The 26,709-nt window shown below is 36.3% G+C and carries 34 protein-coding genes and 3 pseudogenes; 33 read left to right on the top strand and 4 right to left on the bottom strand.

The window, feature by feature from the left end:
* The 14 genes and pseudogenes from ACFVS1_RS26925 to ACFVS1_RS23355 all read left to right on the top strand — a co-directional run.
* Positions 1-98 (top strand): annotated as a pseudogene (locus ACFVS1_RS26925) (GNAT family N-acetyltransferase); the annotation flags it as partial.
* A gap of 214 nt (positions 99-312) precedes the next feature.
* Positions 313-957: a YczE/YyaS/YitT family protein gene (locus tag ACFVS1_RS23415; RefSeq protein WP_387551082.1), complete on the top strand. Its 645-nt coding sequence runs from the start codon at positions 313-315 to the stop codon at positions 955-957.
* Between the two features lie 301 nt (positions 958-1,258).
* The gene (locus ACFVS1_RS23410) at positions 1,259-1,498 is read left to right on the top strand and encodes a hypothetical protein (protein WP_387551079.1); all 240 of its coding nucleotides are present in this window, start codon (positions 1,259-1,261) and stop codon (positions 1,496-1,498) included.
* A 213-nt stretch (positions 1,499-1,711) separates the two neighbouring features.
* Positions 1,712-1,870, top strand: a complete 159-nt coding sequence (locus tag ACFVS1_RS23405) for a Spo0E family sporulation regulatory protein-aspartic acid phosphatase (RefSeq protein ID WP_387551076.1) — start codon at positions 1,712-1,714, stop codon at positions 1,868-1,870.
* A gap of 155 nt (positions 1,871-2,025) precedes the next feature.
* Positions 2,026-2,279, top strand: a pseudogene (locus tag ACFVS1_RS23400) (L-dopachrome tautomerase-related protein); the annotation flags it as partial.
* A gap of 959 nt (positions 2,280-3,238) precedes the next feature.
* The gene (locus ACFVS1_RS23395) at positions 3,239-3,523 is read left to right on the top strand and encodes a putative quinol monooxygenase (protein WP_387551073.1); all 285 of its coding nucleotides are present in this window, start codon (positions 3,239-3,241) and stop codon (positions 3,521-3,523) included.
* A 234-nt stretch (positions 3,524-3,757) separates the two neighbouring features.
* Entirely contained in the window at positions 3,758-4,105 is a 348-nt protein-coding gene (locus tag ACFVS1_RS23390; protein WP_048678256.1) for an ArsR/SmtB family transcription factor, read from the top strand.
* 11 nt (positions 4,106-4,116) lie between these two features.
* Entirely contained in the window at positions 4,117-5,082 is a 966-nt protein-coding gene (locus ACFVS1_RS23385; RefSeq protein ID WP_387551070.1) for a TIGR03571 family LLM class oxidoreductase, read from the top strand.
* Positions 5,083-5,118: 36 nt separating this feature from the next.
* Entirely contained in the window at positions 5,119-6,141 is a 1,023-nt protein-coding gene (locus ACFVS1_RS23380; RefSeq protein WP_387551067.1) for an LLM class flavin-dependent oxidoreductase, read from the top strand.
* 135 nt (positions 6,142-6,276) lie between these two features.
* Entirely contained in the window at positions 6,277-6,582 is a 306-nt protein-coding gene (locus tag ACFVS1_RS23375) for an iron-sulfur cluster assembly accessory protein (RefSeq protein WP_144553897.1), read from the top strand.
* A 235-nt stretch (positions 6,583-6,817) separates the two neighbouring features.
* Positions 6,818-7,096, top strand: coding sequence for an SDR family NAD(P)-dependent oxidoreductase (locus ACFVS1_RS23370; RefSeq protein WP_387551062.1), 279 nt, complete (start codon positions 6,818-6,820; stop codon positions 7,094-7,096).
* A gap of 40 nt (positions 7,097-7,136) precedes the next feature.
* Positions 7,137-7,517, top strand: coding sequence for an SDR family oxidoreductase (locus tag ACFVS1_RS23365; protein ID WP_387551109.1), 381 nt, complete (start codon positions 7,137-7,139; stop codon positions 7,515-7,517).
* A gap of 269 nt (positions 7,518-7,786) precedes the next feature.
* Positions 7,787-8,005, top strand: a complete 219-nt coding sequence (locus tag ACFVS1_RS23360; RefSeq protein ID WP_387551059.1) for a hypothetical protein — start codon at positions 7,787-7,789, stop codon at positions 8,003-8,005.
* A gap of 130 nt (positions 8,006-8,135) precedes the next feature.
* Entirely contained in the window at positions 8,136-8,693 is a 558-nt protein-coding gene (locus ACFVS1_RS23355; RefSeq protein ID WP_387551056.1) for an MEDS domain-containing protein, read from the top strand.
* A 208-nt stretch (positions 8,694-8,901) separates the two neighbouring features.
* On the opposite strand, the gene ACFVS1_RS23350 is transcribed toward ACFVS1_RS23355, so the two are convergent.
* A complete protein-coding gene (locus ACFVS1_RS23350; RefSeq protein WP_387551053.1) occupies positions 8,902-9,138 on the bottom strand; it encodes a hypothetical protein in 237 nt (78 codons plus the stop codon).
* A gap of 391 nt (positions 9,139-9,529) precedes the next feature.
* On the opposite strand from ACFVS1_RS23350, the gene ACFVS1_RS23345 reads away from it, so the two are divergent.
* The 4 genes from ACFVS1_RS23345 (at position 9,530) to ACFVS1_RS23330 (ending at position 12,051) form a co-directional block, all read left to right on the top strand.
* Positions 9,530-10,141, top strand: coding sequence for a hypothetical protein (locus tag ACFVS1_RS23345; RefSeq protein WP_252270595.1), 612 nt, complete (start codon positions 9,530-9,532; stop codon positions 10,139-10,141).
* 207 nt (positions 10,142-10,348) lie between these two features.
* Complete coding sequence (locus ACFVS1_RS23340; protein ID WP_387551049.1) at positions 10,349-10,597, top strand: hypothetical protein; 249 nt, start codon at positions 10,349-10,351, stop codon at positions 10,595-10,597.
* Between the two features lie 100 nt (positions 10,598-10,697).
* Positions 10,698-11,255 carry an MEDS domain-containing protein gene (locus tag ACFVS1_RS23335; protein WP_387551046.1) on the top strand — a complete coding sequence of 186 codons (558 nt, stop codon included), beginning with the start codon at positions 10,698-10,700 and terminating at the stop codon, positions 11,253-11,255.
* 391 nt (positions 11,256-11,646) lie between these two features.
* On the top strand, positions 11,647-12,051 hold the full coding sequence (locus ACFVS1_RS23330; RefSeq protein WP_387551043.1) for a DUF1259 domain-containing protein: 405 nt from the start codon (positions 11,647-11,649) through the stop codon (positions 12,049-12,051).
* 7 nt (positions 12,052-12,058) lie between these two features.
* Here ACFVS1_RS23330 and ACFVS1_RS23325 read toward each other — a convergent pair whose 3' ends face one another.
* Positions 12,059-12,436, bottom strand: coding sequence for a protein-tyrosine phosphatase family protein (locus ACFVS1_RS23325; protein WP_387551040.1), 378 nt, complete (start codon positions 12,434-12,436; stop codon positions 12,059-12,061).
* A gap of 515 nt (positions 12,437-12,951) precedes the next feature.
* Here ACFVS1_RS23325 and ACFVS1_RS23320 point away from each other — a divergent pair.
* From ACFVS1_RS23320 to ACFVS1_RS23275, 10 genes and pseudogenes are all read left to right on the top strand, one after another.
* Positions 12,952-13,926 (top strand): sugar-binding transcriptional regulator, encoded by a 975-nt coding sequence (locus tag ACFVS1_RS23320; RefSeq protein ID WP_387551037.1) that lies wholly within the window; start codon positions 12,952-12,954, stop codon positions 13,924-13,926.
* A gap of 93 nt (positions 13,927-14,019) precedes the next feature.
* Positions 14,020-14,442, top strand: a complete 423-nt coding sequence (locus ACFVS1_RS23315) for a transcriptional regulator GutM (protein WP_387551034.1) — start codon at positions 14,020-14,022, stop codon at positions 14,440-14,442.
* Positions 14,443-14,463: 21 nt separating this feature from the next.
* Positions 14,464-15,009 (top strand): PTS glucitol/sorbitol transporter subunit IIC, encoded by a 546-nt coding sequence (srlA, locus tag ACFVS1_RS23310; RefSeq protein ID WP_387551031.1) that lies wholly within the window; start codon positions 14,464-14,466, stop codon positions 15,007-15,009.
* Positions 15,010-15,022: 13 nt separating this feature from the next.
* Positions 15,023-16,048 (top strand): PTS glucitol/sorbitol transporter subunit IIB, encoded by a 1,026-nt coding sequence (gene srlE / locus ACFVS1_RS23305; protein WP_387551028.1) that lies wholly within the window; start codon positions 15,023-15,025, stop codon positions 16,046-16,048.
* Positions 16,049-16,103: 55 nt separating this feature from the next.
* On the top strand, positions 16,104-16,469 hold the full coding sequence (locus tag ACFVS1_RS23300; RefSeq protein WP_387551025.1) for a PTS glucitol/sorbitol transporter subunit IIA: 366 nt from the start codon (positions 16,104-16,106) through the stop codon (positions 16,467-16,469).
* Between the two features lie 196 nt (positions 16,470-16,665).
* Positions 16,666-17,466 (top strand): SDR family oxidoreductase, encoded by an 801-nt coding sequence (locus ACFVS1_RS23295; protein WP_387551022.1) that lies wholly within the window; start codon positions 16,666-16,668, stop codon positions 17,464-17,466.
* 637 nt (positions 17,467-18,103) lie between these two features.
* Positions 18,104-18,256: pseudogene (locus tag ACFVS1_RS23290) on the top strand (JAB domain-containing protein); the annotation flags it as partial.
* Between the two features lie 573 nt (positions 18,257-18,829).
* Positions 18,830-19,285: a hypothetical protein gene (locus tag ACFVS1_RS23285; RefSeq protein WP_387551019.1), complete on the top strand. Its 456-nt coding sequence runs from the start codon at positions 18,830-18,832 to the stop codon at positions 19,283-19,285.
* A gap of 131 nt (positions 19,286-19,416) precedes the next feature.
* Positions 19,417-19,797 carry a hypothetical protein gene (locus ACFVS1_RS23280; RefSeq protein WP_387551016.1) on the top strand — a complete coding sequence of 127 codons (381 nt, stop codon included), beginning with the start codon at positions 19,417-19,419 and terminating at the stop codon, positions 19,795-19,797.
* Between the two features lie 210 nt (positions 19,798-20,007).
* On the top strand, positions 20,008-21,096 hold the full coding sequence (locus tag ACFVS1_RS23275; RefSeq protein WP_387551013.1) for a protein rep: 1,089 nt from the start codon (positions 20,008-20,010) through the stop codon (positions 21,094-21,096).
* A 97-nt stretch (positions 21,097-21,193) separates the two neighbouring features.
* Here the strand turns inward: ACFVS1_RS23275 and ACFVS1_RS23270 are convergent, their stop codons facing one another.
* The gene (locus ACFVS1_RS23270) at positions 21,194-21,403 is read right to left on the bottom strand and encodes a hypothetical protein (RefSeq protein WP_387551011.1); all 210 of its coding nucleotides are present in this window, start codon (positions 21,401-21,403) and stop codon (positions 21,194-21,196) included.
* Positions 21,404-21,419: 16 nt separating this feature from the next.
* Positions 21,420-22,076, bottom strand: coding sequence for a hypothetical protein (locus ACFVS1_RS23265; protein WP_387551008.1), 657 nt, complete (start codon positions 22,074-22,076; stop codon positions 21,420-21,422).
* A 707-nt stretch (positions 22,077-22,783) separates the two neighbouring features.
* Between ACFVS1_RS23265 and ACFVS1_RS23260 the strand changes: the two genes are divergently transcribed.
* The 5 genes from ACFVS1_RS23260 to ACFVS1_RS23240 all read left to right on the top strand — a co-directional run bounded on the left by ACFVS1_RS23260 (position 22,784) and on the right by ACFVS1_RS23240 (position 26,473).
* The gene (locus ACFVS1_RS23260; RefSeq protein WP_387551005.1) at positions 22,784-23,638 is read left to right on the top strand and encodes a macro domain-containing protein; all 855 of its coding nucleotides are present in this window, start codon (positions 22,784-22,786) and stop codon (positions 23,636-23,638) included.
* Between the two features lie 46 nt (positions 23,639-23,684).
* Complete coding sequence (locus ACFVS1_RS23255; protein ID WP_387551002.1) at positions 23,685-24,254, top strand: TIR domain-containing protein; 570 nt, start codon at positions 23,685-23,687, stop codon at positions 24,252-24,254.
* Positions 24,255-24,612: 358 nt separating this feature from the next.
* A complete protein-coding gene (locus tag ACFVS1_RS23250) occupies positions 24,613-24,810 on the top strand; it encodes a hypothetical protein (RefSeq protein ID WP_387550999.1) in 198 nt (65 codons plus the stop codon).
* Between the two features lie 51 nt (positions 24,811-24,861).
* Complete coding sequence (locus ACFVS1_RS23245; protein WP_387550996.1) at positions 24,862-25,512, top strand: hypothetical protein; 651 nt, start codon at positions 24,862-24,864, stop codon at positions 25,510-25,512.
* Positions 25,513-25,909: 397 nt separating this feature from the next.
* Positions 25,910-26,473 carry a hypothetical protein gene (locus ACFVS1_RS23240; protein ID WP_387550993.1) on the top strand — a complete coding sequence of 188 codons (564 nt, stop codon included), beginning with the start codon at positions 25,910-25,912 and terminating at the stop codon, positions 26,471-26,473.
* Positions 26,474-26,709: the final 236 nt, after the last annotated feature.

The following is a 26,709-nucleotide window of genomic DNA, read 5'->3' as shown; positions in this document are numbered from 1 at the left end:
GTTTTATAGAAGAAGGAAGATTAAGACAAGCAGAATGGCTATATGATCATTATGTAGACCATATTATTTACGCAAAACTGGCTGAGGAATGGGAATGAAAAATAAGAGTTCGTTATGCAACTAACGGGGCAGGTTAGTTGAACAAGTTTCTTAAAAAAACTAAAGATTTAGAGTACCTACCATCCTTAGGTACGTCTTTATGTGCTTCACTGTTAATCATTTGGTAACAACTTTTGATTTGGATAGATCACCTTGTTCATTTAACCTGCTTCATCTATAGTAGATGGATATAAAAGGTTTAGAGGTGAAGAGATGTCATTGCGGTTATTACGGTATTTTATTTTTTTTCTTGGATTAACTTTCTTTGGATTAGGGAATGCGATTGCGGTGAATGTCCAATCCTTGGGGCTCCATCCTTGGGAGGTTTTAAACGTCGCCCTGTTCGAGAGGTTCGGTTTCACAATTGGAACGTGGAGTGTCATGTGTGGTTTAGTACTTGTGTTGATCGTCTTTGTCGTGGATAGGAAGTATATTAATATTGGTACATTTCTAAATGCCTTGTCAATTGGCCCAATCATGGATTTCTTTTTGCATCTCAACATTCTTCCTCATGAAACGGAGCATTGGTGGTTGAATATACTCATATTGTTGACGGGTATCATCATAACCGGAATTGGTGGAGGAATTTATGTAGCTGCGGGAATTGGGGCAGGTCCCAGGGATGGTTTCATGCTTTCCGTTTCGGAAAAAACGGGGTTATCGGTCAGTTGGGCAAGAATCGTTGTCGAGAGCCTCATCTTGATTATCGGGTTCACCCTTGGAGGTCCAGTGTTTATTATGACATTCGCATATACCTTTATTCAAAGCCCGATCTTTCAGTTTTCCCTGAAGCTGATGCGTTCCTTTATCGCTAGTTTGGAGCAGAAGCGAAAGGGACAATTTGAGGTTCCCTTATAATTGGAAGGAGGATGTCCTTTGGTCACCTCTTTTCGTGATCTATTCCACTAACGGGTGCGTTAGCTGAAGGTCGGAGCTGTCTTTAAGGCAGCTTTTACTTATGCAACTAAAGGGGCAGGATAGTTCTACAAGCACAGTGTATTCGCACTGTACGGCATGATTTCAGATAAAATGTAACTATTTGCAGAACGGTAGTAATATACATTCAAAATTCTAGATGTTACAGTAAGAGATAGTGAAGTATATTTGGGTCCTACCAGACTTTTCTTAGTCACTTCCCATATATTGAAAGGGGAAGATTATGACAATTGAAAGCTTAAAAAGTTTACTTTCCGACCTATGCCATTATCATAATGTAGATATTACTCATACTTTTACAATTAATAAAACTCAATCTCTAAAAGTTAGATGCTTAACATTTAATTCACAACATATTTTTGAATTAGTTTGTTCTAACTGCGATAAAGTAGAATTAATTAATGATATAGACGTTGCTGCCAAAGCAATCCAGAATATTATTACAAAAAACACTCCTATTTAATGGGTGTTTTTTTGACTTGAAAAAGTTTCTTATCGCACAGTTTGTGTCCACCGTTTATTCGCACTGTACGGCAGATCAATTTGTCGGGTTATTTTGGTAATATTTATTAAGTTCTTAGGTCCTTTTCTCAATGTTATTTTTTGTATATAATTACTTTTTAAGCATATTTGGATAGTTATAATAAATTACCCTAGAGAAAGGATATGGTTACTAGTGTTATCTCTTAACGAATTGAATTGTAAGATTGATTACTTGAGAACCCATTTAATTGAAAATGGTATGTTACAAGGCCCTTCTCATCCCGAAACCGTTAAATCTAGTCAAGAGTTAGATAAGTTGTTGTACCAATTCCAAAGAAACATATTAAAATAATCCTTTTTCTCGAAAATTTCTTTGCCCTCATTCTATCTTCATAATAAAGGATCACATGTGGTGGTCTTTTTTTTGTCCAAAATTACCTCACTGTTTGTGTCAACTCTGCGATAAGTCTTATAGAACTAACGGGTGCTTTAGTTCCATAAGGAATGTTAGTTGCTGATGGAAGGGGAACGCTTTGGATATTAGATACAGCGGCACCAAATTTTTCTGAACCTATTAAAGGAGGGGCAAAATTAGTCGCTGTTGATATAGATACCAATACAATAAGAAAAGTATATTAGAAGATGTTGTCCTGCCTACCACTTATCTGAATGATGTCCGTTTTGATTTTCGTGTTGGAAAAGCAGGTTATGCCTATATAACGGATTCTTCTTCAAGAGGACCAGGAGCTATTATCGTCGTGCTACTTCTAGCCTTATTCATGGATAGATTGCGGCTTCCCTGAAAGATCATAAACCCAGGTTTAACTCTCTTTCTTAAATGAGTTTTTATTCTTTACAAATAGCATGAATGACACTGGTCGTCTCCGCATTGACAGAGGCGGCTTTTCGATGTGGAAATGGATAAGAAAAGACGGAATGAGCATAATAATCCTGGAAAGAACGGGAGTTTTTACAGAACTTATTAAGGATTTCAGGTGAGAAAATATATGTTTGGGAAAAAGAAAAGCAAACAAATCCGTCATGAAAATAAGGACGGCAACCAGCTTTTTCAAAAGAATATGGAAACTTGAATTTAGTGAATTGAATCCCCAAGGAAGATTTTATAAGATTACATTAAACAACAGGATGGAATGCTAAAGGCTAGTATTCATATGACCAGCTATATACGCAATTTGTAACAGCTGGTATTCCATTTCTATTTATCATAATAAAAATTTAATAGGATTTGGCAGGATTATATCAGATGGGATTTATCAAACTTTAATTTGTGATGTGATGGTCGATACCGAATACCAAAAAACTAGGCATTGGAAAAAAGTAATGACATCATTACAAAAAGTAGGAGGAAGAAGATATTAAGTGGGTTCAATTATTTAGAGCAAAAGGAAAACAAGATTTTTATAAGAAATTAGGTTTTGAAGCCCCAGAATCTGAAGCCCCCTGGTATGTCCTTATTCTTATAATTTATTAAGGCACAGATTGGGTTGCTGCTTATGAGGTTTTATAAATGTGTATCAAGTCCTTTACTAATTTAAGCCTAACTAAAAAAGTTAAGAGAAAAAATTAAAAGCTTACATAACTGTAGCGGATAAGAGATTAAAAAGGGTATATTTTTTACACGATGCTGGGAGGGACATAAACTCCACTGCCACCAACTTTTAAAAGAAAGACAAACTACTCATTATTAAGGGGGATGAAAATGGAGCATATTGTAATTACTGCTGTATTAAAACCAAAAGAAGGCCTGCAGGGGCAACTATTATCAGAACTCAAAAAGGTACAAGCGGCATCAAGGGAAGAGGCGGGTTGTATAAAGTATGACTTGCACCAATCTGAAGATCAAACTTTTGTTTTATATGAAATGTGGAAGGATGAGGAAGCGCTGAAACACCATATTCAGTCAGCTCATTATCAGGAATACAGGAACAATATTGCAGACCTTGTATCAACTAGAGAAGTGTATAAGCTGAAAATAATGGAATAAGTTCACAAAGATGGAGTGGCGGAACCGTCGGAAAAACCTGTTATATGCAGGTTTTTTAGTCGTCTTTTTTAAGATGGGAGCTTTTCGCCGTATCTCCTTCGAAACAAATCTTTTGATTTGGACGGACCAGATGGCTATTATATTAATATCGCTAATTACCGATTTGGCGTGATGCTTTCAGATCATCTATCCAGCTTCCATTGGGATAGTGATAATCGATATAGAAAGAGGCAAATGACATTGAAGCAGGAATTGGAACGCTTAAATGATGAACAAGCCGTTGAAATTTTTAAGGCATTGTCGAACCAGACGAGGGTGAGCATTCTTCAAATGTTAAAAGATCCCGACAGTCATTTTTCACCGCAAGCCCATATTATTGCTGATGAAGGATTTAAAGGCGGGGTTTGCGTAGGGGATATCCGCAGCATGGCCGGGATTTCGCAATCCACTACTTCACAGTATTTATCGATTCTACTGCAAAGCGGACTGGTTGAAATGAAGCGAATCGGACAATGGACGTATTATCGCCGTAATGAGGAGACGATTAAAAAGTTCGAAAAATACATTGGTACAAAAATTTAAGGAGAATTGAAGTGAGTTTATTACAGCATCGAGCATTTAACAGGTTGTACCAAAAGGATAAAATGACGCTTGGTTTCACGATTCCGACGGCAAGAATGTCCAAATATCCGATTATGGAAAATCAGCTATCGCTTGCCCGCAAAATTGAAGACCATGGTTTCGCGGCATTGTGGCTTCGGGACGTTATGATTCAGAATTTGAATATTGATGATAATGGTCAAATGTATGATGTATGGATTTATTTGACCTATCTTGCGGCCCATACAAAGGATATTGCACTTGGGACGGCGAGTGTGGTCCTCCCGCTGCGCCATCCTGTCCGAGTGGTAAAGGAAGCATCATCTATTGACCGGCTGTTTCCCGAACGCCTGATCATGGGAGTGGCTTCAGGAGACCGGGATAAAGATTTCACAGCTTTGGGAATATCCAAGCTCGAAAGTGGAGGGCTGTTTAAAAAGAATTATGCATTCCTTGAAATGCTGTTAAAGGAGGACAATCCGACAATCAACAGCGATTTAGGCATCATCGATGGAACTGATATGAGAATGATCCCCAAACCTTTTTCTTCGATTCCAACCATGGTGACAGGATTCAGCAATCAATCGATTGAATGGATCGCCCAGAATGGGGATGGCTGGATCCAGTACCCGAGGATTATTCCACAACAAACTCAATTGATTAACGAGTATCGCGAGTTGTCGGAAATTCACGCCCCAGGAGTGTTTAAGCCTTTCACTCAGACTTTATTTATCGATTTATCGGAAAATCCCGATTCGTTTCCTGTTCCGATTCCGTTAGGATTTCATGTAGGGCGCAAACAGTTATTAGAAATTCTATATCAATTTCAATCCATTGGTGTCAATCACCTGGCATTTGTATTGTATTTTTCAAAGCGCCCTCCCGAGGAAGTCATCCAGGAGCTTGGAGAGTTTGTGTTGCCTTACTTTCCGACTCATGAAATTCCAGTATTAGATTAGTTTTTAAAAAATTAGATAAGGGAAGAAGATGAACTTATGTCTAAACATGCTAATAAACTAAACGAAATTCCATTCTCGGTGCTTGATCTTTCACCGATAACAGCCGGAAGTACTCCTGCTGACTCTTTCCGCCATACATTGGAACTCGCACAGCTTGCTGAAAAACTTGGTTACAACCGTTTTTGGCTCGCTGAACATCATAATATGCCGTTTATCGCCAGTTCCGCCACTTCTGTGGTGATGTCCCATGTTGCAGCCGGTACATCAAAAATCAGGATTGGTTCAGGAGGAATCATGCTGCCGAATCACGCACCGCTCGTCATCGCTGAGCAGTTTGGCACTCTTGAATCATTATATCCTGGGCGAATTGACCTTGGTCTGGGGCGGGCACCTGGTACAGATCAGGGGACCGCTCGTGCATTGAGACGCGACTTGGGAAGTACCGGAGATGACTTTCCTGAGCAATTAGCGGAACTCCGCGGTTACTTTGATCCATCCCTGGCACAAGGGAACCCTATAAAAGCCATTCCAGGTGAAGGTTTGAATATTCCAATCTGGCTGCTGGGTTCAAGCGACTTCAGTGCAAAGCTGGCCGGAGAACTGGGTTTGCCATTCGCGTTTGCCGCCCATTTCTCGCCACTTAACACTCTGGGTGCTCTACAGGTCTATCGCAAGGCGTTTAAGCCTTCGAATGTTCTCGATAAGCCGTATGCGATGTTGGCATTGAATATCATTACAGCAGAAACGGATAAAGAGGCAAAGCGCCTTTTTACAACAATACAGCAGCAATTTTTGAATCTGATGAGTGGCAACCTTAAACCGCTTCAACCACCGGTAGATGACATATCTGAAGTGGCCAGCAGCTACCAATTAAAGGCTCTCGAGCAGCAATTAGGCTCATCAATCGTTGGCAGCCAGCAGACGGTAAAGGACAAGCTGCATATATTTTTGGAAGAGAGCCAGGCTGATGAAATCATGGCCATTGCCCAAGTTTACGACCACAAAGCTCGCCTGCATTCATACGAGCTTCTGGCAGAAATTACAAAAAGTGAAAGGTAAAAAGGAGGACATCAGCAAGGAATCCTTTTTGATTTTTCCTAAGGTATTGGGATGAAACCGTGAGATCATGTTTGAGCTTGTTTACAGGATTCCTTAATTAAAAAGTTAAAAGTTGTTAGAATAGGAGACAATGATATGAACTGCAAAATTAACCGAAATGCTGCTAAAGTGCTGAAACAAATGTTGGAAAGTGAAGAGGCTGAAGGGAAAATGGTTCGTGTCTACGTTACATTGGACCATGGGGACCATGCCCATTATGAAGTAAAGCTTGATACGCCCACGGACCATGATGAAATTGTGAAAACAGACAAAGGCATTGATGTTTTGCTTGATAAAAGGGAACCGTTTTTAGATGGGGTTTGGATCAGGTATTTCTATGTGCCTCAAGCACAAGCAGGATTTGACATCACGAATTCTTCTAAAGGGCATCACCATCATTAAACACGTGACAGAGCGATACTAAATGTTTTAATATCCTCATATATCTAGCTGTATACTAAACCCGGTAGATTACTTGTATTTATTGTGTTAAATAAGAATAATACCAACGATGCTTTTCCAATTGGGGGCTTATCATAATGAGCAAAAAAATCGCTTCACTAGTATCGTTTTAGGAATTATTATTTCACAATGAATTTCAATACAAAAAAGGTTTTAAGAAGGAAGGGTTTTTACTATGTCATTAAATGGTAAACGAGTAGTTGTTTTAGGGGGTACTTCTGGTATTGGTTTAGCAACTGCCAAAGCGTTTCTCGATCAATCAGCTCAAGTGACCATTGCCAGCCGTTCTGTTTCCAAATTAAATGAAGCAAAACAAGTTCTTGGTGGCTATGTAGAAGGAAATGAAATCGATTTTCGAAGCGAAGAAAAAGTAGCAGAATTTTTCAGCAAGGTTGGAAAATTTGACCACCTTGTGGTAACAGCAGGAGAAGGAGCAATGGGGAACTTTAGTTAGTGCTAAAGAGGCGTTTGATAGTAAGTTCTGGGGGCAATATATTACAGTCCGTTCAGCACTACCATATTTAAACAATGAGAGCTCAATCACCTTAACCTCTGGTGTATATGGCGTTCGTCCTCCTCAAGGCGCTACTACGTTAGCGGCAATCAATTCAGCCATTGAAGGATTGGTTCGAGGACTTTCCGTAGACTTAGCCCCTATTAGGGTAAACGTGGTTTCACCTGGAATTGTAGACACTCCAATCTATGCTGGAATGCCAGATGATCAGAGGCAAGCACTGTTCAACGGCATTGCACAACAGCTCCCAGGGCGGATTGCAAAGCCGGAAGACATAGCTGAAACCTATGTATACCTTGCTAAAAATGGTTTTACTACTGGTACGGCTGTTCTTATTGATGGTGGAGCCCACTTAGTATAATAGCCTTGTGGAACGGAAGCTTCTCACCCTACCAAGCAGCGGGTTCTAACTTAAATAGAAATAAGTTAAGAATTAAACTAACGGGTGCGTTAGCTGAAGATCGGAGCTGTCTTTAAGGCAGCTTTTTCTTATGGCACTAACGGGGCAGGTTAGTTCAACAAGGTTCGGCAAAAAAGAATAATGGTTTAAGCGCATATATAAATCGGGTAGTAACAATTGAATATAAATAATTGACCACTTACATAGAGCATCTATGGGGAGGCAGCACTATGGCTTACTTGTTGGGAAATCTAAAAGCATCTTTAGAGCAAACCAAGGAACGTTTAAATCTTCTCAACGAACGTGCTGTTGAAGCATTAAACCTTCTTTATCCAGGACTAAATTATGGTGGAATGCTTTATTATCAGCTTTTAGAATCTTTACCCAAAGAAATCACAGCCGAATCCTTGAATTTAAGTAAATATATCCTGAAAAGTGTGAAAATTTAAGATAAGTGCTGTTATGTAAACATATTTTAGGTAAATGACTGTTTGTGAAAATATATTTTTTATTCCGATATTCAATTGTCTTGAAGTATGTTTTGTAGTGTTACAATACAGTTAAAAAGGAGACCATAATGTGGAATATAATTTGAAATTATCCAATGGAGAACATATATTTTATCACTTTGAACAAATGGACTATTATATAGAGAATGCTGTCTCTTTTATAGTCTCCGGTATTAAACAAGGAGACCATATAATATTAATCGAAAATGAAAGCATTTCTGTAAGGATATTTAATAAAGTTAGATTAGTGCTTACCGCTGAAGAAATGTCTAACGTACACTATACAGACAACTTTGCTTTCTACTGTAAACACGGGGATTTTCATACGCCAACGATTGTAGCGGATTTTGCTGAAATTTTAAAACCGTTCCTTGATGAAAATTTAACGATTCGAACATGGGCTCATGTAGAGTGGGGGCATCAGCTAGAAATAGAACAAAAAATAAATCAATTTGAAGAAGTAGCAAATAAAAGCGTAAATGAAATGGGGATAGTATCAGTTTGCGCATATGATACAGCAACAATAACTGAATCTATAATGAAAAATTTAATGAAAAGCCATGAATTCCTCATGACAGACATTGAACTTCGTCCTTCTGCTTATTACATCAGAACAATTATAGCATAGTTGCTATTTTAGTTTTGTTCTCACCTAATTCATTTTGATATTTTAAACTGTATATTCAACAAACAAGTGCGTTAGCTAAAGATCGGAGCTGTCTTTAAGGCAGCTTTTTCTTATGGAACTAACGGGGCAGTTTAGTGGAAGAAGTAAAAACCCATAATGCGTATTTGACACATACTGCGACATAGTCGGCAAATAAAAAAACCACTAATTAATTAGTGGATGCTTCTAATGTGCCATTTAATACATTGTGAATAGCTGTTGCTGTATCTTCAATATTATCGTAAATTTCAGTTGTTTTGTTTTCAATAAATGTTAGCTGAAAGGTGCTCTTGTAGCAATAAACTGTGATGAATGGTCTTTTATTTTTTGAGAACGTATGAGTAATTTCTACTTCGCTGTAGTCACTCAAGTCGTTTAACATTTTTTTTAGGTATTCTTTAGACATTTATCCAGTCTCCTTTCCGATACGGAGGGAAAGGACTAAGAAAAGTCGAGTATGACCCAGAGTATTTTATTGTGTGTTCACATACTAGTGTAACATATAAAGGAGCCTTAGTGGGATATGGAACCTTTTTATGTGTAATTTACGGGTGCGTTAGCTGAAGATCGGAGCTGTCTTTAAGGCAGCTCTTTTTTCTTATGGAACTAAAGGGGCAGGTTAGTGGATTTGCATACTAAAAGTGTAACTATTTAAACAAGAATTTGTTCTAAACCATATTGACACGTTATGTGTATTATGAGTATAGTACATCTATCAGGTGTATGAACTACTTAGTACATACACCTGATGTCAGAGGAACAATAGGAGTTGTTTGGATGAATAGGGAGGTGCTTTTTTGAAGGAGAACCAAGAATATAGAGTGCATTGGAAGTTTGTTACCTTTACATTAATCGTTGGTTTAATTGTTGCAATTTTTTCAGTTATTTCTGATAATTTATCATTTTTAGTTGACGGTGTAACAGTTCTTGAATTCGTCATTGCGTATTTAGCGGTAATGATTAATTCTTTACCAATGTGGTTTATTGTAGCAATGCTTGTTGGCTATATATTTGCGAGGAACATTAAGAAGGCTGCATTACTTGGGGCCATTTATACAATCACTGCAATTACGTTTTATTTCGTGATTGGACATTTTTATACTGATATACCAGTAACAGTAACGATATCATTTAAAGAACTGGCGATTTCATATGTGAACTGGTATGGGGCGTCAACCATTGGTGGTATCCTGGGTGGGGCTGTTGGATACTTAGTAAAAAAAACACCATTTGCATTACTGAGTTTACTTGTAGGATTAATCTTGCAGTTGTTTGTATATGGTACAAGTAGCTGGAGTGACATTCTTGGTATTGCACAAAATGTTACCTTTTGTCTAATGATTGTAAGCATTTTTATTTATTTAGTGATTGTGAAGAGAAATGATAGAAGTCAATATTTTGGAATGTGAAAAGATGTACTTAAACTAACGGGTGCGTTAGCTGAAGATCGGAGCTGTCTCTAAGGTGGCTTTTTCTTATGGAACTAAAGGGGCAGGTTAGTTCAACAAGGTTCGGCAAAAAAGAATAATGGTTTAAGCGCATATATAAATCGGGTAGTAACAATTGAATATAAATAATTGACCACTAACATAGAGCATCTATGGGGAGGCATCACTATGGCTTACTTGTTGGGAAATCTAAAAGCATCTTTAGAGCAAACCAAGGAACGTTTAAATCTTCTCAACGAACGTGGTGTTGAAGCATTAAACATTCTTTATCCAGGACTAAATTATGGAGGAATGCTTTATTATCAGCTTTTAGAATCTTTCCCCAAAGAAACCACAGCCGAATCCTTGAATTTAAGGGAATATATCCTGAAAAGTATGAAAATTTCAGATAAGTGCTGTTATGTAAACATATTTTAGGTAAATGACTGTTTGTGAAAATATATTTTTTATTCCGATATTCAATTGTCTTGCAGTATGTTTTGTAGTGTTACAATACAGTTAAAAAGGAGACCATAATGTGGAATATAATTTGAAATTATCCAATGGAGAACATATATTTTATCACTTTGAACAAATGGACTATTATATAGAGAATGCTGTCTCTTTTATAGTCTCCGGTATTAAACAAGGAGACCATATAATATTAATCGAAAATGAAAGGATTTCTGTAAGGATATTTAATAAAGTTAGATTAGTGCTTACCGCTGAAGAATTGTCTAACGTACACTATACAGACAACTTTGCTTTCTACTGTAAACACGGGGATTTTCATACGCCAACGATTGTAGCGGATTTTGCCGAAATTTTAAAACCGTTCCTTGATGAAAATTTAACGATTCGTACATGGGCTCATGTAGAGTGGGGGCATCAGCTAGAAATAGAACAAAAAATAAATCAATTTGAAGAAGTAGCAAATAAAAGCGTAAATGAAATGGGGATAGTATCAGTTTGCGCATATGATACAGCAACAATAACTGAATCTATAATGCAAAATTTAATGAAAAGCCATGAATTCCTCATGACAGACATTGAACTTCGTCCTTCCCCTTATTACATCAGAACAATTATAGCATAGTTGCTATGTTTAGTTTTGTTCTCACCTAATTCATTTTGATATTTTAAACTGACTGCATGAACGGCTGCTTTTTTCTTGTTGAACTAACGGGGCAGCATTCCTGTAATGAATGAAAATGAGTTTTGAGCACACCTTTCATATTAAACAAGAACAGCTAAGTTAGTGATTAAATACACTTAAACTAACGGGTGCGTTAGCTGAAGATCGGAGCTGTCTATAAGGCAGCTTTTTCTTTATGCAACTATCGGGGCAGGATAGTTGAAGAGTGCTGTTTGATCTTTATTCAACAAATTGGGCCATTTAGTAAGAGGTAGGCTAACGGAAAAGGGATTCCTTTAAACATAATACATGTCAAACAGCATAATTTTATTAGGAAAGGGAGGCCAGTTAGATGAATAACTTTGATTCAATTTGTGAACAATTTGCTACTCTCCTAAAAGGAAAAAGTAACGTAAATCAAGGTAGTTGTTCTGTATCATTACACCGTGATTTTAAGGTGCTGGTTCAAGGGCGCCAAAGCAGTTCTGTTGTCCCGGCAGGAGTCTTATTTGAATCATTGGATCAAAGTGGTAATGCATTGAATTTGGCTGAAATAGCTGTTTTACAAGAAGAGATTCCTAGTTTTATTTATTCAATTGTCCAACAGGGCTTGATAGTGAGTGCCCTACATAATCACTGGTTATTTACTGATCCTGTAATAATGTATATTCACATTCAATCTATTGAGCCTCCATTAAATTTTGCAAAAAAGATGGTACACTCATTTTCATTTTTACGCAGTTATCCCGTTGTCTAGGAAAGTTTTAGTTATATAATCTATCCTCAAGAATAGGACGCAATGCTTCTTCTCGATTTAATCTATATTTTCGCATATAAAATGCAGTAATGACAAAGCCCAATCGTTGTATTCCTAAAGTATCGTGTATTAATATTCGATAGCCCTGGTCAAACAATTGATTAATCTGTTTCATCAGGTTATCGACCAATTCTAAACTAGGAGTTACCCGAATAGTAAGAGGAACCCATATCATTATTCTTCTTGAAAAATCAAATGGAGGGCGGTCAGGTTTAGTACGTAGGTTCACTATGACTGATATATTTCTTTGAACAAACCCCCAATCATCGGGAGAAATTTGTCCTCCAATGTACAATCGCCCTGGTATCATTTCCACAAAACCCATTTACATTGCCACCTACTTCATTTTAGGGATGAAATATATTATGTTTTATCTAATGAAATGGCTTACTAATTAATTTTGGTATTTTACAGAATTTCCTTAATGAACTAACAGGTGCTTTACTTCAATAAGAGAGTTGCTTTGGCAGCTCTTTTTTTATGGAACTATCGGGGCAGGTTAGTTCAATAAGGGAGGAAATGGATTATCCATTGTAGATGGGTTAGTAACAAGAAAGCGACCCTTAAATGTTAGGGAAATACTTGTTATAAAAAACCCAACTTTACTACATGATTGCAAACAACTTACTGTTATTAATAGAAATGAAGCAGCCTAATCAAATGGAGCTGCTTTATTTTTTTTAAAAGTCATAAGCACAAATGACATAATTTTTATAAAATTTGCACAATTGTCAGTTTTTTGTTGACTTAGCTTTTTGTTAAAGCGTATACTAAATTCAATAAAGAAGCACAAAGGATTATGTCTGCACAAATGTGCTATTTAAAAGGGTGTGGAACTAAATGGATAAAAGAGAAGAAAAAAGACTCTTAGTTAAAATTGCGCAAATGTACTATGAAGAAGATATGACACAAGGTGCCATTTCAAAAGAATTAGGTATTTACCGAACTTCCGTCAGCAGGCTTTTAAAAAAAGCAAGGGAAGATGGAGTAGTTAAAATTACTGTTAGTAGTGATATTGATGGAGCTTTTGAATTGGAACGTCGAATGGAAAAGTTGTTTGGCTTAAAAGAAGTAATTATTCTTCCTGAAAAGAGAGACAGTACACAACTGGATAAAAAGAAATCGGTAGCAATAGCAGGGGCTGAATTACTAAAACGAATTATTAAAGACGGCGATGTCGTAGGCTGTGCCTGGGGAAGCACAATGGCCAGTATGATCGGTGAATTTACCAACGCTGGAAAAAAAGACGCTCATTTTGTCCCTTTAGTAGGTGGGCCTGGACCAATGGATACGAAGCATCACGTCAACAGAATTGTTTATAATATTGCAGAAGATTTTGGCGGGACTTCTTATTTTATTGATGCTGCGGCAGTAGTAGAAAAAAAAGAGACAAAGGATGACATTGTTCAATCTCACTACTTCACTAAAATAACTGAACTTTGGGACAACTTAACAATTGCAGTAGTAGGGATTGGGAACCCAAAACAATCATCTAATTTAGTCTGGGCTGGTTTTTGTGGCAATCGGGAAATTGAAGATTTAAATCAACAAGGTGCCATAGGTGATATCTGCTCACGATTTTATGATATAGATGGAAACCTGATTCAATCTGATTTATCTGATCGAACAATAGCCATTGAGCTGGAAAAACTAAAAAATATTCCATACTCCATCGGTATTGCAGAGTCTGTTGAAAAAGCTCCTTCTATTATTGGCGGATTAAGAGGAGGATACATTAACACTTTGATAACTAATGAGGAAACGGCAAATGCAATCATTGAAATTATAGAAGAAAAAGGGATTGCCTTATCTTAGGATGTAGGAGTTAATTTTAAATCAAGTCTTTTTAGCGGATTGTAAGCGGAAACAAGATGTAATATTCAGTTCATATGAAAAGAGGAAATAAAAATGCTATGGTATGTCATTATAATAATTGGTTTTTCTTGGCTCCTTCAAAGCATCTTTGGATTTTTGCAAATCAAGCATTTCAATAAAAAGTATGCAGAGTTGAGAAAGCTTGGAAGGGTCGCGATTGGGAAAAAAACGGGACTTATTAAATCAGGCACGGTCGTAATGTTTGCAATTGACCGAAAAAACAATATTTTGAAAGCCACCAAAATGCAGGGAGTAACCGTGCTTTCAAGAGTACGGAACTTAAAAGGATTTGAGGGGAAAAATCTCTTACACCTCGGTGAAGAAGATTTTTATAAAGTAAATAAATTAACAAGGTTAGCCATTGAGGACGCACTGAACAGCTATCATATTATCTCTAAAGGGGGTGAATTGAAGGTTAAGAAAGGCTGGATTGATTTACTCTTATCAAAAAAATAGGAATTATATGAGGTGAATTGAATGGATTGGCTTACAAATGCAGCAGATGGTTTTATGAATTTATTTAGAGCAGGTGCCGAAACTTTTGTCGATTTAGTAACAGGTATTGTCCCACTTCTTATCATGCTTTTAGTTGCAATGAATGCCCTTATACGGTTGGTTGGAGAAGAAAGAGTGGAAAGGATCGCGAAGAAATCGAGTAAGAACCCACTTACAAGATATTTTGTTCTTCCGGTAATTGGAACGTTCGCTTTGGCAAATCCAATGACATTGTCACTTGGGAAATTTTTGCCAGAAAAATACAAGCCGAGTTATTATGCTTCTGCTTCTTATTCCTGCCACACGCATAACGGACTTTTTCCACACGTTAATCCAGGAGAGTTGTTCGTATTCTTGGGAATTGCAGCAGGAATAACAACACTGGGATTTGAAACTACAGAACTAGCCCTTCGTTACTTCTTGGTGGGTATTTTCACAAACTTTTTAAGAGGCTGGGTAACAGATTTAACAACTTATTATGTATCTAAACAGCAAGGCGTTAAATTAAAGGAAACAGTCGATCTCTAAGGAGGGGAAAGCGATGACTCAAACGGTTACGAAGTACAAGTCAATTATCGTCAATGCAGGGCAAGGAGGATTTGGTGGGCCATTAGTGATTTCACCGACAGAAGAAAAAAATAAAGTGGTTTATGTAACAGGCGGAACAAGACCGGATATTGCAGACACCATTGCAGAATTAACAGGCTGTGAATTAGTCGACGGTTTTAAAACGAGTGTACCTGAGAATGAAATGGCGTGTGTCATCATTGATTGTGGCGGAACGCTCCGATGTGGCCTATACCCCAAAAAAAGAATCATGACGATCAATATCATGCCTACTGGACAAAGTGGCCCGTTAGCAATGCACATTACAGAGGACATTTACGTTTCTGGAGTAAAGCCTCAAAACATTGGATTGTATGAAGGTGCGGCAACACCTCCAACATCTAATGTGAACAATGCTAACGGACAAGTTGAGAAAACAATATCTAAACCTAAGTATAGCGCAGATAAAAAAATTAGTGAACAAAGAAAGCCTAAAGGCGTCATAGCACGCATTGGGATGGCGATGGGTTCCATCGTCAACGTGTTTTATCAGGCTGGCCGTGACACTATAGATACTGTCATTAAAACCATTTTACCGTTTATGGCTTTTGTGGCCATGTTAATCGGAGTGATTAAAGCATCTGGAATTGGTGATGTATTCGCACAATATTTATCACCATTTGCAGGTTCTTTGCCGGGCTTGCTCTTAATCTCTTTAATATGCTCATTCCCATTATTATCTCCATTCTTAGGACCGGGAGCTGTTATTTCACAGGTCATTGGGACATTAATTGGAGTGGAAATTGGAAAAGGAAATATCCCCCCGCACCTTGCATTGCCAGCTCTTTTCGCGATTAACTCTCAGGCTGCAGCTGATTTTGTTCCAGTTGGGCTAGGTTTAGCAGAGGCAGAAGTGGAAACCATTGAAGTCGGAGTTCCTTCCGTATTGTACGGACGTTTTTTAACCGGAGCACCAACCGTTTTTATTGCTTGGCTCGCAAGCTTCGGTTTGTATGAATAAATACTAAAATAGATTCTGATAGATTATATAAAGCAAAGAATTGGAGGAGTTTCTTGTGCAGACTGTTTATCAAACTCAAATTAACCAACTTGGTCCATCTGTATCTGATTTTCTTGGAGAAAAAATGTTCATTCTTTTCGGAGCTAATGCTCCGAGTGAATTAGCGGATTATTGCTTATTAATTGATGTAAATGAAATTAATGGTGAAATCGAAAAGGGCGACATTCTCGTCTTAGGCAATCATCAATATCCCATTACCGCTGTAGGTGACGTGGTGAAAAAGAATTTAGGGTCACTTGGACATATTACGTTAAAATTTGATGGTTCTGAAACGGCAGAATTACCTGGCACTTTACATCTTGAAGAAAGAGATATTCAAGTGCCCCTAGCAGGAACAACTCTTCAAATCTTGAAAAAATAAGCTTTTCAAAGTTTGATATAGAATAATTGAATGCAAGAAGAGGGATTTTTCCTCGAAGGAGCAAAACTCTCCCTGAAAATTGCATTAGTTAGAGTTAACACAGCTAAAACATGAAAAAAAATAATTTAGAGTTTGTTTCTCATTTTTAAATTTTACCTATGATTCTCGACTCTATATATATTAAGGAGGAAAAAGAATGAATGAATCATGGCATCAATTAGAAAATAAAGTGGCAATTGTTACGGGTGGTGCCTCTGGAATTGGCTCAAAAATTACAGCACATTTAGTAAAGAACGGTACAAAGGTGATTGTTTCCGATCTAAATGTAAATACTGGCGAACAAACTGATGGAACTTATCATATCCAATGCGACGTTACCAATAAAGAAAGCGTTGAAAAAATGGTGACCAAAGCCACAGAGTTATTTGGAACTGTAGATATTTTAGTTAATAATGCTGGTGTAAACTTACCACGTTTACTTGTTGATTTCCGTGGCGAAAAGCCAGAGTATGAGTTAAGTGAAAAGGATTTTGATTTCATGGTTGCCGTAAATCAAAAAGGACCTTACCTTTGTGCTCAGGCAGTTGCGAGAGTAATGGTGAAAAATAATAAAGGCGTTATCATTAATATTTCTTCTGAGGCAGGTATGGAAGGATCTTCTGGACAAAGTGTTTATTCGGCTACAAAAGGTGCTGTCAATGGCTTTACCCGTTCTTGGGCAAAAGAACTAGGGAAATTCAACATCCGCGTAGTTGGTGTTGCGCCAGGGATTAATGAGCAAACAGGTTTAACAACAGATGCTTATAATGAAGCATTAGCTTACACACGTGGAGTGACAGTAGAGGGTCTTGGATCAGATTACAGCAAAACAATACCACTTGGACGACCTGGTAAATTGGACGAAATTGGTGAATTGGTCACTTATCTAGCTTCAGACCGTTCTAGCTATATTACAGGTACAACCGTTAATATTTCTGGTGGAAAATCCCGCGGATAAATAGTGACATCAACCATAGAGAGCCCTTTCATCCAAATTATGAATAAAAGCGAGGATGCAAAACAGGTCTTAATATTCCTAATCCCTACCCCCTTTTATGTTCTTGATAAAGCTTTATACATAAAGAAGCATATCTATTAATGTAACAGGCGGACAATAATTCACTAAAAAGATTATATTTTCTTCAACTATATTAAGGAGAGTAACTAAAAAAGTTACTCTCCTTTAATTATTAATATTCTTGCTGTGGTTATTTTATTTGGATTAATGCTGTTATTTAAATAATATAGACTAATTAAAGGGCCAGTTAATACTATAATGATAAACACTATTCTTACTTCTCTCCTAATTGAGATCGCCTTTTTTCTGTTTCCAAAAGCAAGATTGTGAAATATTGTACTTAAACTAACGGGTGCGTTAGTTCATTAAGAAGTATGGAAAATGATCAAACAATTTTATAAAAGAATCATTCAACTGAATATATTAAGAGCGTGTTTTGATCAATCTCAAAACACGCTCTTTCTTTTCGTTTACCAAGATTTTTAAATATCAATTTGATCAAACTTATTTTAAATACAATCAAAAAATGGATAAGTTAGGTATAACCGAACTTACCAAGGAGAAACATGTCCTTTTCCATCCAAGTGGAAATCCGCAACAGTCTAGGGAAGACGTAGAGGTATCAAAGAGACTTATAGAATGTGGAAAAATATTAGGAATCGAAGTATTGGACAGTGTAATAGTTGGGATGCACAAGGGAATTTCATTAAAAGAAAAAGGATACATATAAAAATAAAATAAAATAAAGCAGAAAGGGGTTTCCTCCTTTCTGCTATAAAAATATATTCTTTAAAAAGAAAGGAAGATAATAATGGAACTTGAAAAATTAAAAAGCGATATTTAGCAATTAAAAAATAATCCAAATACAATGTACAGAGCTATAACTCTTTCTGCAAAATACGATGAATTGATTAAGAAATTAGAGTATTTACAAGAAGAAGTTAAAGAAGCAAATTCCCAGGAATAACCCATTTTTACTTTTTTCTTAAGGTAATGCTTTTCAAATTTCCGTAAAACGTAGTTGTAAAATCCAGACTTAAAATACTGATACGAAATTTTTTATAAGGGGTAGCGTCGGATTTACAGAGTTAAGGTTATTTCCACATTTAAAAGCCTATTTGCTTAAGACAATAACGTCTTTTGGATGTCAAGTTTTATTTTATAAATAAGAAAAAATAGGTAATAATAATTACTTGAGGGGTATTTTTTTAGTCAGTTAATTGATATAATCTTACCAAAAGGACGCTTTTTTTTACTTTCTTGTAAAATAGAGGAATAATAAAATAATGAATGAGGCATCGATATGGAAGAAATGTCAACAAAGATTGCAGCAAAGAGGAAAGAGAAAAAGTGGTCTTTACTTACTCCACTTGTGAATTTAGCAGTAATTACTACACTAGTGCTTATTGGAATGTCTTTTGATTTATTGAATAGTTCATACGGGTTAATTTATCATACACCTCCAATTTCATTTTTGTCTTTTTTATTTGTTTTATTCGTAATAATAGGTATTTTGCTTCATCGCAAACAACCTAATTGGTCAACTTGGGTAACAATTCCTATAATGCTATTTTTCTTCTTTGTATTTAAGAGTGATGTAAAAGATTTTGCTGAAATATTTGAACTTGATCCAACTTACGATACTGAAGTAGGTATTGCGCAAGCTACCTTATCTAAATTTAAAAACATTCATTATTATGTTTTAGTTGGGTTACTAGGTTATTGTACAATAGCAGCTTATAAAGTTGATAAACCGTAACTTTAATTTGAAATACCTATAAAAGAGCCTTGCTACATTCTATACGTAGCAAGGCTCTTTTATATTTTTCTTTATATAAGGGTAGCTTCGGGAAAATGCTGTAAGGGTATACTACGAATGAGGTCAAGAAAATGACAGCTGAGCGTGACCGCCTCGAAAAGAAAAAGGAAGCACAGGAGCTTAAGGCCAAGAAGGACAGCGCCAAAGTTATTCGTTATGGAGAGCTTGAAAAGAATCCGGATGCTTTTACGGGTGAGTTTGTGAAATTCCAGGGAGAAATACTACAGATTATCGAGGACGGAACACAAGCCGATATTCGCCTTGCTGTAACCAAGGGTTCTTACGGCTACGATTTCAATGATGTTGTGTATGTGACCTATCAAGGAACCACTACTTTTATTGAGGAAGACGTGATTACGGTCTATGGGACGGTTCAGGGAGGACACACCTATGAATCAACTGCAGGACACACCATCACACTGCCTTTAATCGAAGCTGACATAGTCGAATAAAAAAAGGAGCCAGGATAATCCCTGGCCTTTTTTTATGGGAACTATATAGAATATCCACTTTTACAAGGAGTGCCCATTTACACACACCCCTTAAAGGGCTGTGAAAATGGGTCTCCTTGCAGTCGGGATGTCGCTAAACAGCGAATAACCTGCCGGATATAACGAGCCTCCTCAGAATGGAATTGAGAATTCTGAATTCCTTTTTTATTGATGTCTATAAAAATTTGCCGATATTACTTTAAAACGGAAAATAGACAATTTAAAGAAAGTCGAGAGGTAATAAAGAATATGGCTAATGAACTCCTTAGTGATACATCGATAAGTGGCAAAGAGAAACCTTGGACACGGAGAAAAAAACAAACCCTGAAGCTATCTAAAGTTTATGAAAAGATCGGAGAAGAGAAAAAGGCGCTAAGGGTTTCTGACTGCGGTAATTATCTAACCTTTAATGAGTGCCCGTCAGGACATAAAAAACAATTAACACGTGCTTATTTTTGTAAAGTGAGATTATGTCCCCTGTGTTCTTGGCGGCGTTCCTTAAAATTGGTCCAACAATTAAAAAGAGTGGCTCATGAAACGAATAAACAACAAAAGGTAAAATGGTTATTTTTAACCCTAACTGTGAGAAATGTAAGAGGCAGTGAACTTCCCGAAGAAATAACAAATTTATTCAAGGCATGGCAGAGGTTGTCACAACGTAAAGTATTTAGAAATTCGGTTGCAGGTTGGTTTAGAGCGTTAGAAGTAAGCAGGAACAATGAGGACTGGACATATCATCCTCATCTGCATGTCTTATTAGCCGTGAAACTGTCTTATTTTTCAGGAAGCCATTATATAAGTCAGCAAAAGTGGAGTGAGCTTTGGCAAGAAGCACTGAGGGTAGAATATGTACCTGTTGTTGATATTCGTAAAATCAGGCCGAAACGAAACAAAGAAAGTGAATTCAATCAGTTGAAAGATATTGAAAAGGAGAAAGCTTTAGAAGCTGCTGTGGTTGAGACAGCAAAATATCCGATTAAACCTGGAAGTTACCTGATTGAAGGGGATAAGAATGGAACTGAAGAAGCCATAGGTTCCTTGGATAAAGCTTTACAGAATCGAAGGATGATTGCTTACGGGGGAATTTTAAAAGAGACTTGGAATCATTTGCTTGAGCTCGACCAAATAGACCAAATAAATGATATAGATCTTCATGAAGGCTCGGTTTCGAAAGATTGTAATTGCCCTACATGCGGAAGTAATATGTTAGAACAAATGTACAAATGGAATATTGGAATAGCAAATTATACAAAAATATAATTTTCTTTAATTAAGTTATGTCATCTTCTCTGATGATGGCAGCAGGCTATATCCATTGAGCCACAAGGCGTAGCCGTGGTTCACACCAATCAAAAGGTTAATCAATTACAGAGGGGTATAATGTGATGACAGTCTGTTTCTCCACAATATAAACGATGCCTCGGACATAATGCTTTTCGACACCGTTTAAACTATAAAGCAAAACACTTTGAGTTAATTCGCGTTGGATGAAGCTCTTGATGAATTCATATGTCCCTTCGGTTACTCTTTCTTGGAATCGCTTGATTGCATGGTTACTGATAATCATTAGGTTTCCCACTTTCTTAATAAGTTATAGTTTGTTCGTTTAATTTGGTGAAAAAAATGAATTTGCTGTTTTCGTATTTACTGACTAATCCCTGGTGATCGACTATATATACATTTCGCTTTGTGAAGTTTTCGATCCATTCACAAAAGCTATAAAAGAAATCAAGGGCATTTGTATTATTTTGACGGTATATAAGATGCGGCTGAACAAGAATGATATTTTGATAAGAAAATTGATAAAGGTCTGTTATATCACTGTTGCGTAACAACCACGCTGCTGTTTGGAAGGAATCCTCCCAATCCATAGCCTGAGAAAGAATCGATTGATAACGCGATAAAATTTGCATGCCGAAAGGATCGTTTTTTAGTCCTGCAAGCTTGTTTTTATGGTCACGTATTAAGTGATAGTAATGCGTAACCATCCTTTCGTCCGGCTCCTGTTGGGCTACCTGAAAGATTGCTTTTTTCACGTTGTACTTCATTAAACCACCAGATAATTGTTCAGTTAAAATGTGATTTGATGGTTGAGTCTTCAAGATTTTATAAACCAATCGGTGCAGCGTGAAAAAATTTTCTGGTCTCTCCATCTCACGTGGACAATGAGTTCTTGAAATTAAACAACTGTTTCCTTCTAAGGCTTGAGAAAGAGCCATTCCATAATTAATTGAATCCATGTTTGAAATTCCTCCTGAAACTAAAAATACCGCCTCAAAACGAGACGGTTCGAAAAGGGTGAAGGTGTAAACCTTCCCTGTGTGTATTACTTTCACAAGAACGCCCCGGACGGGGATAGGTTTGAGCAAGACAATCCAAATTCATAAAAAGAGAGGGCGTTAGCACTCTTGCGCACATTAAAATGGGGAGGCGCGTAAGCCCTCCTTATCTTTTTACATAAAGGCGCGTGCTAACGCGTAGCGATGATCTTAGAGGCGTAAGCCTTTTTGCGCTTGCATCGAGAGGTGCGTAGCCCTCTTCCGTACATACTTCACAAATATCTCTGATGCCCCGACACGGGGTGCGTTAGTTAATAGAAGGTTCATGCTACTTCAGGAGCATTTTTTGAGAGCCGTTTTTTGCCTTGTTCCCCCAGGTCGATTATTTAAAGCCAATATATGATTGGAGTAATGGAAATCTGGAAGGATATTTTGTGAAAGGCATTATGAACAGGTGAGAGATTTTAATAATCGTCAGAAAAGCATATGAGGATTACAACAAAAGGAGGAAATTAATGGAGTTAATTGATGAAACTGGGTTCTATTGGTATAATCGTATTAGTATAAAAGGCATTCATTACAGTTGTCCTATTTATATTTGAACCGTAGAGTTTGTTAGTTTATACGATGAACAATCCAAACTATCTAAGAAATGAGAAGGAAGAATCATGAGAAAAAGATTTTCTAAAATAAAAGATTTGTCAAAGAATTGGAGTTTTTGGCAAAAAGCAATGGCTGTTCCAGGTCTATTATTTACATTGGTAATGGCTATTTTAACGTTTTTTGAAGTAAGCTATAATAAATTTTTATTTTTTGCTTTAGTAATTGTCTCCATTATTTATATTATTAGATATTTCATTGTTACCTCAGGTCTAAAGGAAATAACTTTGAATGTTGATGGTTCATTAATTGAAATTACTTCTGGTGATATTTTCGAACAGGATGATTGCTATAAAGTGATTGCTTTTAATGAGTTTTTCGATACGAAAGTAGATGACAAAATAATTTCTTCAAAATCATTAAATGGAATCTATTTATTAAATAAATATCCAACTGCTAGAGAAATTAATTCATTTGATAAAAGGGTAGCAAAAGAACCAAGATTGAAAGCAATAGAAGAAGGCGTGAGCAGAAGGCTTGGTGGAAAGACAGCAAGGTATGAACTTGGGAGTATTTTTCAGGATAAAGACTACTTTCTTGTTGCATTTTCAAAATTTGATGAAAAAAATGAAGCTAACTTGAGATTAGCAGAATATGCAACATGCCTATTAAGATTTTGGGATGAAGCCAATTCTTTATACAATCAAAATCCGATTGCACTACCATTGTTAGGAACAGGTATAACTAGACATAAGGATTTTACAGCTACCAATCAGGAATTACTCGAAGTTATCCTCTGGACGTTTAAAATCAGCAAAGTAAAATTCAAAGAACCGTCTAAAGTTAAAATTCTTATAAGGGAAAATCAAATAGAAGACATAGATTTTAATAAGCTAAGAGAATTTGAGAATAATAGTATTTAGTCAGGGGATTTAATAATTGCTGTGATATGAAGGGGATTAGAATGATATGGCATTCAGAAGTGGTAATTATTCAGCGTTTTATGTCAGTGAACCATTTAATGAAAGTAAACTGGGTGCTTTCGCTACTAAGGATTTTGTATATTACAATTTATTAAGGGCTTGGAAATCAGCAGATAGTACCTTTCCGTTCATAGACTCACATGATAAAACCTATAATGTGCGAGATGGTAGTGATTGGGAAAAGACATTAAAACCGAGGCTGCGTCAACGACTTAATAATTCAAAGAATATTATTTTGTTTTTAAGTTCAGCAACCAAAAATAGTAGGGCATTACGGGAAGAAATGAATTATGGTATCGTTACAAATGGGCTACCAGTTATCGTTGTTTATCCGGAATATAAAAATAAGAGTGACATTATAAATTGCAGTTCGAAAGAATTTAAACAGCACATAAAGGGTTTATGGGATAACTTACCGGCCTTTCGTGATTTTATGAAAAATGTTCCAACTCTCCATATACCAAATAATAAAGATCTTATAAGAAAAGCTCTGAGTAATACTGACTTTATGGTTAATTCAAAGTGTGATGTTAATAGATATTTTTATCCTTGTTGAATCAATTAGGGGTATTTTTAGAATAATAACCTCGTTAGAATATAGATTAGAAAAACCCCGGTGACTAGGCCGGGAATGGGTTTTACCTGGTGAATGTTTTATAATTAGGGTATGACTTACTAGACATTTTTGGTCATACTCTTTTTTTATTTGGGCATAGAAAAAGAGCTTATAAGCTTCATTGTTCACTTTCCGAAAAACAAGAAAGCCTACAATTGCAGCTAACTAATGGTATTAAAATCAAAGATTTTCTCAAATTCAGGTTCAACAAAATATAAGATATCGATAATTGAAGGAATTATTTCATTTATGTCGAATTATGGTAAGTGGTTCTATAAATTTATTGGAGGAAACACAAATGAAGGTATTTTTAAGCTGGTCAGGAGAATACAGTAAGAATATAGCACTAATTCTAAAAGAATGGCTACCACTAGTGATTCAAACTTTAGAACCCTATGTATCTTCTGAAGATATTAGAAAAGGATCAAGATGGAGCGCTAGCATAGGACAGGAATTAGAAGTCTCAAATTATGGTATTTTATGTTTAACGAAATAGAACATTAATGCACCTTGGGTCAATTTTGAAGCAGGGGCATTAGCAAAATCTATGGACACAGCATTTGTGACACCATTTTTATTTGGTTTAAAGGGATCTGATATTGATGCATCAAGCCCTTTACTTCAATTTCAATATGCGTCATATAATAGGTCAGATATACTTAAGTTAGTTAAGGATATATACGCAGCTACGAAATCAACTGTGCTTGATGATCTTAAGCTTACAAAAACTTTTGAAAATTGGTGGCCCGATTTAGATGCAAAATTTCAAACGTTACTAAAACAAGAAAGCGAGTATATTTCCATTCCTAAGGATAAAACCTCTAAAGATAAAACATCACAAGATGATAATAATTTAAATGGGGTTATTCTAGAGGAATTGCTGAATTTAGCTCGAACTCAGGAAAAGATGCTAAATAATCCAGAAGCAATTCTGCCACCTGATTATTTAAATTATGTAATGGGTGCTAATCCAAAAAATGTACATCCTGGAGCAATCGAGGACTTAAATAAAGCCGCAGAATCTCTTGATTTCTTAATTAGAGATTTAAAAGATTTGAGTAATGAAGAGTTATCTTCTAAGTTGAAAGCGATTTATAAGGAATTATATTTAGCGACCAATCACATTGAAATGCGTTTATCAAAGAGGGGAGTTTCAGGTAGGAGAAAAACAGCAAGCGTACCAGATACAGACATTTAAATCCTTGAAAGACAAGTGGAACATTTTGGGCAGAATAACGACATAGATTTTTGTTTTAGTCATGCTATTATGGTAATATATAATATTTAAAGGAACGTCTCAGAGTGTAGACAAACCCCTTTTTCAAAAAGTTGTTGGTGAAAAAGGGGTTTTTATCTTCTTAATTATTAGCATATTTAGTTGTATTTCCGAAAAAAGAACACTATATATTGTTGCTAAAATATATACAAAAAACAGCTGTCGACTTTGTGCGTTAGTTCTTTAAGAAGGCCGCCTAAGATGGATATTGTAAATACCCGTTCTCTACGAAAAGTCATAGACCCATTGAAAAAGATTTGGTATTCTACAAATGTACATATAAATTCATAAGAATTAACGGGTTGGGGGAGAAATTAAGATGAAAAAACTAGCAAAGGCATTAACTGTAGGAGTATTAGCTCTAGGATTACTGGCAGGAGTTGGAGCAAATAAAGGAGAAGCTGCAACAGTAACAAAGCCGATCGGTTCAACTTTCTATAAGAGCGCCTTAGTAGGTACTACCTATAAGGTTCAAGATTATAAAGGTAATACAATTAATGCAAAAACAACTAAAGCTGTAACGTTAACTCCATATGCAACAAATAAAAACTTTTCATATGCCACAGTAACATTTGTAGATTATGATAAAGTAGGAACAAAGTGGGTCAAGTATACAAAAACAGCCAAAGGATATTTCTTTACTCCCATTAAAAATGGTATAACTTTCAATGAATATACGAATGTAAAAAAAGGAATGACTTATAATCAAATGGTATCTATCACTGGTGAATATATGAAATTAGATTCAACATATACTTCTGGCGGTATTACCGAAAAAGATTATACCTGGAGCCGTTACAGTGACACCACTGACATATATGCTTATATGGTTTTTGAAAACAACAAGTTATCATACAAAAGTTATTCTGTAAGTGAATATTAATAACAAAAAAGCCCCTATCGTGTGAGAAGGGCTTTTTTTTATATTATTCCAAGTATCAGAATTGTTTAATTCAGGAAGGATCGTCATTTTTATACGAACGAGTGCGTTAGCTGAAAATCAGAGCTGTTTTTAAGGCAACTTTTTCTAATGGAACTAACGGGGCAGGTTAGTTGAAAAAGAGTACGGTTTGGATAATTTCAATTGAGTGGTGAATTGATTTAATACAGACTAATAGT

The sequence above is a fragment of the Peribacillus sp. NPDC058075 genome (assembly GCF_042885195.1).
GTDB lineage: Bacteria > Bacillota > Bacilli > Bacillales > DSM-1321 > Peribacillus.
This window is presented reverse-complemented; position numbering and strand designations above follow the sequence as displayed.